Below are 7,577 nucleotides of genomic sequence, written 5' to 3' on the forward strand. Positions count from 1 at the left end.
AAGAAATCAACCATTCGTATTACACTAAATAGTCTTTCTTGGTCTGAGACGTAGAAGACTCTCACGTAATAGCTGTATAAATGTAAAAGCGTAAGTTCAACTTTGTTCATGCTAATAATTGTTTATAGATTATATTTGCAACTTCCAAATAGCCCTTGGAATTCGGGTGAATACGATCTTTTGACCAAAATGTTTTTTCTTTAGTTAATGGGTGATCCCAAAAATTAAAATGAATGAATTCATATTTTGCACTAAGTGACTGTATTATTTGATTTGCTTCTACTAATTGTGCTTGAACTAATTGTTTTTGTGGTAAACGTAATGGCAGTCTAAATGTAAAATCAGGAAGGTTGGCTATAAGTATTTTAGCTCCCGTTTTACTTAAAGAGTCTATCATGTATTCCATTTCTATTTTATATTCTTTACTGTTCCATTTTCCTTTTAATACATCGTTCGCTCCTGCTATTAGACTGACCATACTAGGCTCTAAGGCTAAAGCTTTGGTTAATTGCTGCTCTCGAATTTCTTTTGTTAATAATCCTCTTTTTGCCAGATTAGTGTATTTTAGTTTTGGCTCATGTAATAGCGCAAAATATTCAACCCAGCTTTTTAGTGACACACCATCAATCTCATCGCCTATTCCTTCTGTAAAGCTATCTCCCATGGCAACGAATTCATTTAACATATTTTACACCTCTTAAATTTAATATATTTACAATTATACTATAAAATGGAATTTGTCGTTTGCGCGTTAAAATCAAGATTGTAGGTTGAATTCTGCTCCTGGAGTCTCGTATCTTATTCCAATCAACTGCACTGGTTTTATTCACCGAACGTTTTGAAAAGCAATAATCTTTACAGCCAAAATCAAAAGATAGAGTAACGAAGACTCTGCTCCATATGATGAATGGATGTAAAATTAAACTGTATTGTTCTATAAGGTATATTTCTCTCTCGACAGAAAATGACCTTTAAATGTTATTTGGATTAGGTTTGATTCATGATTTAGTTGTCTTACGAATTTAAGTTAACTAAAAATCGGTAGAAGTCACATTCTACCGATTGGATTTATTTATTTATTTAATTGTATAACTTTCATAATATTCCTTTGAGACGGTATCTAAAAATGGACTGACCTGTTCTATGGCAAACAAGTGTAATTCATGCATCGCTCGGGTACAAGCGGTATAAAAAAGTTTCCGTTCTATTTCTCTATTGTATTTATGAATAGAGGCATCATAAATAATAACAGCGTCGAATTCGATACCTTTCGATAGATAAGAAGGTATTATGACAGTTCCTTTATTGAATGAATAGGTTGTATCATCTAATAATTGAATAGGAATCATACTCTTTAGCTGTTCGTACGCCTCGGTGCATTCTTGGTTGTTTTTGCATATGACCGCAATGGTTTGATGTCCTTTTCTTTGTAAATCCTGAATTCTCTCACTTATTTTTTCGTGTAATTCTTCAGAATTTGTGACTAATGTAATGCTAGGTTTTTGGCCATTTCTATTAAAAGCTTCAAATTTATTTCCTGACTCTAATAAATTTTTTGTGAATTCGACAATTTGGCGTGTAGAGCGATAGCTTTTTAGAAGTTCCATTTTTTCAGCTTGATGATCCTCGTATAATTCATTTGATAAAAGGGTTGGAGCATTTATGGATTGAGCATAGATAGCTTGATTAAAATCTCCTAGTATTGTCATTTTACATGACGGGAAGAATTGTTTTAAAATGGTAAATTGAAAAGGAGAATAATCCTGAGCTTCATCTATAAATAAGTGTTTAATGGAATTATTCGAATTTGGCCCTTCTAATCTCGCTTTTAAGTATAAATAAGGAGTAGCATCTTCAAATGTTAAGGTGTTTTCTTTTATATAATGTAAAGTATATGTGCAAATATTTGACCATTCCATAGGAAGGTCAAAATCAAATTTATCTGACTTCCATTTTTCTTGCATAAATAGTTGAGAATAGATCGTTTTTAAATCAATAAATTTGAGTTTCTTAATCATTTTTCTAATAGGTTTGAATTGTCTTTGAACTACTTTTTTAGCTAGCATTTTTCTCTCACGATCAAAATCATTGAAGCTGTTCTCTGAAAATGCTTTTTTCTTCTGAAGTTCTTGGTAAACTTGAGTGTATTCATCTGAATCTAAAAGTTCAATTTGATCTGCTACCCAATCCTTGTCTCTTTCATTTTTTTCTTTTTGACGTATTTCCTTTAGTAACCAATTTGAAACTGATTGTATGCGATTTGGAATGGAGATGGTTTCATCTAAAGAATAAAAATATTGACCAATTTGATCAGAGCTAACGAGAATTTGATTGCGGAATGATATATCTTTCCACTTCATATTTTTTTTAGACAATGAAGAGATATATTGATCCATGATTTTTATAAATGGCATGCTCGCTTTAAACTGAATTCCTGTTATTCTTGCTTGGTATAATTTATCGTGCTCGTGTGTAAGTACATACTCCATTTGCGTAAAAGCGTTTTCTATAGTTATTTTTTTACCAATTTGTTGTTCTAAAAAATCTTGAAAAGTTGACTGTTGCATATTATCTTCACCCAGATTTGGAAGAACAGTAGATACGTAACTGTTAAATAAAGGATTGGGTGAAAAAAGCATAATATGATCAGCCGTAAGTTTATTTATATGACGATAAAGTAAATAGGCGACACGTTGAAGAGCGGCTGATGTTTTACCACTACCTGCAACACCTTGAACAATTAAATATTTATTTTTTTCATTTCGAATAATTTGATTTTGCTCTTTTTGAATGGTTGCGACGATATTTTTCATTTGATTATCAGCATTATTTCCTAATACTTCTTTTAGTAATTCATCACCAATTGTAACACCGGTATCAAACATGCTTTTTAAATGACCATTTTTTATGATAAACTGTCTTTTCAGTTCCATATTACCTTTAATCGTACCGTCTAATGTTTCATATTGTGCAGGTCCTGGAGAGTAATCATAATAAATACTTGATATTGGTGCTCTCCAATCATAGATGAGGAAATTTTCTCCGTTTTCATCCATTAAAGAAGCTGTACCGAGGTATACTACATCAGAATTTTTTTCTCCGTTTTCTAAAAAATCTACTCTACCGAAATAAGGTGATTCCTTCAGTAAAGATAATGATTTAAGTTGTTTATCGAATTGTTTATGCGTGCGTTCTCTTTCTGATAGAAGTTCAGATTGCTGTTTAATGCTTGCTAATGTTTCAACCGCATCCTCAAGGTTATCTACATTAACTGTTACATCATCCCAAAAGGTTTTTCTTAGATGAATAACATCTGTTTTTATTTCAGTTGAATCACCTTTTAAGTTGCCAATTTTTTTATTAATGACATGTAAAACATTTTGAATACGTGCTTCTTCTGACTGTATATCTTGACTTCGTTGATTCATCATTATCACGCTCCAATAAAATAGTTGACAAACGGTGTTTGTAGGTGTAAAATAGTATTTGTAGAGATTTGTCATTTTTTGATTCGAAATCGACTATATTTCATGATAACATAATCCATATTTGATTTCAATACATATAAATAAGTGCCGTCTATAGGTCTAATGATATAAGCTCCAATGAAACACAAGTTTTCATTGGAGCTTTTTTATATAGCGTGAATTCATTGATTATGAATTTTATCCATTGGGTTGAAAGTAACTCTCAATTTAAGTTGATTGTATAAAAAGGTATAATTGACTAATTTTTCCATAAAGGTTAAGATGAAGGCGTACACATATTCTAACTTCATAGATTAATAGATTGAAGGAGGAGTAACATGCCAAAAACTTTGTTTAAACTTGATCTCAGTAAACCAATGGAGCAGCAAGCGCATCCGGGACATAATCGTTGGCATCCAGATATTCCAGCTGCTTTTTCGGTGGAGCCTGGTCAATCTTTTCGTATGGACTGTAAAGATTGGACTGATGGACAAATTAGCAACAATGACGATCCTAGCGACATTAGAAATGTTATTTTGCCGCGAGTACATGTATTAAGCGGACCGGTTTATGTAAATGGAGCAGAACCAGGAGATTTACTAGTTGTTGATATTTTGGATATTGGTGCATTTGTTGAATCTGAATGGGGGTTCAATGGGATTTTTGCGAAGGAAAATGGTGGTAGTTTTTTAACGGAACATTTTCCAGAAGCGGCGAAATCTATTTGGGATTTCGAAGGTATTTATACAACTTCAAGGCATGTGCCAGGTGTAAAGTTCGCAGGGCTAATTCATCCGGGGTTAATAGGTGTAGCTCCTTCAATGGAACTTTTGCAAGAGTGGAATAAAAGAGAAAATGAATTGAAGATGACAGATCCTGACCGCGTACCTGAACTTGCGACATCTCCACAATCGGAGTATGCAGTGTTAGGCACGTTAAAAGGAGCGGAATTTGATCGCGTTGCTAAAGAAGGGGCGCGAACTGTCCCTCCAAGAGAAAATGGTGGAAACTGTGATATTAAGAATTTGTCCAAGGGTTCAAGAATCTATTTCCCGGTGTTTGTTGATGGTGCGAAACTTTCAGTAGGTGATCTCCATTTTTCACAAGGAGATGGTGAGATCACTTTTTGTGGTGGAATTGAAATGGCGGGGTGGATTGATCTTCGCGTCGATGTAATTAAAGGTGGAATGGCGAAGTATAAAATAAAAGATAACCCTATCTTCAAACCAGGTCCAGTAGAACCTAATTACTCTGATTATTTAGTATTTGAAGGAATTTCAGTAGATGAGTTTACAGGTAAACAACATTATTTAGATGCGCATATTGCGTACCGTCGAGCTTGTTTAAATGCGATTGAATATTTAAAAACATTAGGTTATACAGGGGAGCAGGCATATATGCTCTTAAGTACGGCTCCTATTGAAGGGCGAATTAGTGGTATCGTAGATATTCCGAATGCATGTTGTACAGTAGCTATTCCGACTCAAATATTTGATAAAGATATTGATCCAAAATAATAGATGGTTAAAGGGGGACTTTCCATGCCGAGTTATACCTTTAAATGTAGCGATTGTGGCGAGTTCACACTTTTCTTAAAATCCATGGCAGACTATAAAGAAAAGATGCAATGTCCTGATTGTCTGCAGGAGGCTTCGCGTATTTACCAGCCCCCTAATTTATTCTCATATTCAAAGGAAGTACGTAATCGAGTTGAAAAAGGAATGGAACCTAGAAGAATGACAAAAGAAGAATTAGGTCCGAAACATAGAAAGCGGAAACCACAAATCAGTCGTCCGTGGCAGGTAGGTCAGTAAAGAAAGACGTTATTTCTATCAATATTTAGAAAAGCACAAAATGGATAAGATTCCTTTTTGTGCTTTTCTTTTGAGTTAGTAGAGCATTTAGATGATAAGCATATTCATTATTACTTCGAATCCAATGATGGATTATATTCGAGTAGACATTGCAAAACATATATATGAGAAATTAAAAGAAGTAGCTTCTGATATTACAGATACACATAATGAACATGGAATTTATAATAACTTTAAAAAGTATCAGTTAGTCTATTTATGTTTATGTAAATAAGAGAATATATACTGGTTTTAGGTTGAAAATAGTAAAGTCATATATAACCAGTATTAGGCAGTTGGATACGATCGGTTATATAGGATAACATTAGTCAATTTGATGTATTAAATCGTTAAAATAGCGAACTGCTTCATCTTTATCAAAAGAGCTAAACCAACGATAATGGTCCGTATCAATGATACGATAATGCTGACTAATGATATTTTGTTGCAAAATGAAAGTTTGATCTTTTTTTATTGTTTTCCACCAAACTTTTCCTCCCATTGTCTTTTCCTTAGGACTAACAATTCTCTCATGGGCCAATGTTTCAATGACTTCTAATGGTTCATTTCCAAGCTTACTTTGAATAATTTCAGAATGTGAAAATAAGCAACATGTTGCAACTACACATGTCCATGTAGCGGATGTTCTTCCTTTTTCAATTTGAACCAATGTTTTCTTTGAGATACCGAGTATTTCCGCCATTTTATCTTGTGTATAATTATTTTCGTTTCGAATAAGTTTCATTCTGTTTGAAATGATAGTAATTACGTCTTCTTTATTCATAAATATCAATGTCCCCCTGGAGAATAATGTTATTCTAAGTGTAACATTACACTTAATATTTTAAACGATTATATGTAATGATTAACAATTTCTTGATGAAGATGCATAAAGCTCATCATCGTAATGTATAGAATCCGTTTACTTGCCATGGGTGATTGCTTGAACTTCACTCTCGGTTCTCATAGTGGATCCTAATCTTTCTCGTTGTTTGTTGATTTAAACTATTTTTTATTTAAATATAACAGGGTTTAGTTGAAAAAAGCGAAATTTTAAATGGATTAGAGTGTTTGTTTACATATATAATTTAACTTTGCTAAAATCATAAAGTAAATAATGTTTATGTTATGGTTAGTCCATTCATTCGTTACAGAATTTAACCTCTATATACGATTTGCTGTTTACTATATGGTGCTGAAAATTTCTAGAATACATAAACGAATAAAATGGATGATTGAGGTGTTTTTGGTGTCCAAAATGACGAAAAAAACGATGAGTTCGAAATATGTGCAGGACAATGAATTTATTTTTAGGTGCCCGATTTGTCATTCGCCTATGAAAGTGATGGATGAAAAAAGTCTAGTATGTGAAAATAAGCATACCTTTGATTTTACGAAACAAGGATACGTTAATTTATTGAAAAATCCAGTGAAAACAAAGTATGAGAAGAATTTATTTGAAGCAAGAAGAAGGCTGATGACGGAAAGTGGTTTCTTTGAGCCAGTGTGTGAAGAGATTGCGAAAATTATTCAGCAGCATGCCTCTTTAAAAACAGGAACTTTTACTATTCTTGATACTGGTTGTGGAGATGGATCACATCTCAATCAGATAAGTAATATCTTACAAACAAATAATGATAATAAGTTTGTCGGAGTAGGTATTGATTTATCTAAAGAAGGAATAAATGTAGCCTCGAAGTATCATATGAACAAGATTTGGTGCGTTGCTGATCTTGCCAATACACCATTTAAAGATAAACAATTTGATACTATTCTTAATATCCTCTCTCCGTCTAATTATGAAGAATTTAATAGGCTTCTAAAAGAAGATGGAATGGTCATCAAAGTAGTCCCACAAAGCGGTTATTTGCATGAGCTAAGAGAAAGTATTTTTGATAATACTGAAAAACAATCTTATTCTAATGTAGATACAGTTGAAAGATTTAAAGAGAGCTATCAGATGGTGACCCAATTGAGAGTCTGTTATGCGATGGAACTAGAAAAAGATATGCTAGGGTTGTTAGTGCAAATGACTCCTTTAACATGGGCAACAACTGACGAACAAGTACAAACATTTTTAAATAGAAATACTGCTAAGATAACCGTTGATGTAGATATATTAATTGGAAGTGGTTGTTCAAAAAATAATTGAAAAGTCCTTTTAAGATATTTTGACGGTCAATGTTCTTTCCTTTTGTTATATGCTTATTTACTCTTGAGTTGATATTAGGAGTAATATGAAAATGCCATAAAAAAA

The 7,577-nt window shown here is 32.8% G+C and carries 7 protein-coding genes; 4 read left to right on the forward strand and 3 right to left on the reverse strand.

Annotated elements, in window-relative coordinates; translation table 11 throughout:
• Window positions 1-106: 106 nt before the first annotated feature.
• Together BN349_RS00130 and helD are read right to left on the reverse strand one after the other, a co-directional pair.
• A complete protein-coding gene (locus BN349_RS00130) occupies window positions 107-685 on the reverse strand; it encodes an SGNH/GDSL hydrolase family protein (protein ID WP_019240226.1) in 579 nt (192 codons plus the stop codon).
• Between the two features lie 391 nt (window positions 686-1,076).
• On the reverse strand, window positions 1,077-3,428 hold the full coding sequence (helD, locus tag BN349_RS00135) for an RNA polymerase recycling motor HelD (protein ID WP_026089097.1): 2,352 nt from the start codon (window positions 3,426-3,428) through the stop codon (window positions 1,077-1,079).
• A 377-nt stretch (window positions 3,429-3,805) separates the two neighbouring features.
• On the opposite strand from helD, the gene fmdA reads away from it, so the two are divergent.
• The 3 genes from fmdA (at window position 3,806) to BN349_RS00150 (ending at window position 5,555) form a co-directional block, all read left to right on the forward strand.
• Window positions 3,806-4,984 carry a formamidase gene (gene fmdA, locus BN349_RS00140; protein ID WP_019240228.1) on the forward strand — a complete coding sequence of 393 codons (1,179 nt, stop codon included), beginning with the start codon at window positions 3,806-3,808 and terminating at the stop codon, window positions 4,982-4,984.
• Between the two features lie 24 nt (window positions 4,985-5,008).
• Complete coding sequence (locus tag BN349_RS00145) at window positions 5,009-5,281, forward strand: FmdB family zinc ribbon protein (protein WP_019240229.1); 273 nt, start codon at window positions 5,009-5,011, stop codon at window positions 5,279-5,281.
• A 91-nt stretch (window positions 5,282-5,372) separates the two neighbouring features.
• The gene (locus tag BN349_RS00150; RefSeq protein WP_019240230.1) at window positions 5,373-5,555 is read left to right on the forward strand and encodes a hypothetical protein; all 183 of its coding nucleotides are present in this window, start codon (window positions 5,373-5,375) and stop codon (window positions 5,553-5,555) included.
• A 90-nt stretch (window positions 5,556-5,645) separates the two neighbouring features.
• Here the strand turns inward: BN349_RS00150 and BN349_RS00155 are convergent, their stop codons facing one another.
• A complete protein-coding gene (locus BN349_RS00155) occupies window positions 5,646-6,104 on the reverse strand; it encodes a helix-turn-helix domain-containing protein (protein ID WP_019240231.1) in 459 nt (152 codons plus the stop codon).
• 474 nt (window positions 6,105-6,578) lie between these two features.
• Here BN349_RS00155 and BN349_RS00160 point away from each other — a divergent pair, with 474 nt between their 5' ends.
• Window positions 6,579-7,472 (forward strand): putative RNA methyltransferase, encoded by an 894-nt coding sequence (locus tag BN349_RS00160; protein ID WP_026089098.1) that lies wholly within the window; start codon window positions 6,579-6,581, stop codon window positions 7,470-7,472.
• The last annotated feature ends 105 nt before the right edge of the window (window positions 7,473-7,577 follow it).

It is taken from the genome of Bacillus sp. AP8, from assembly GCF_000321185.1.
Taxonomy (GTDB): domain Bacteria; phylum Bacillota; class Bacilli; order Bacillales; family DSM-1321; genus Bacillus_AD; species Bacillus_AD massilioanorexius.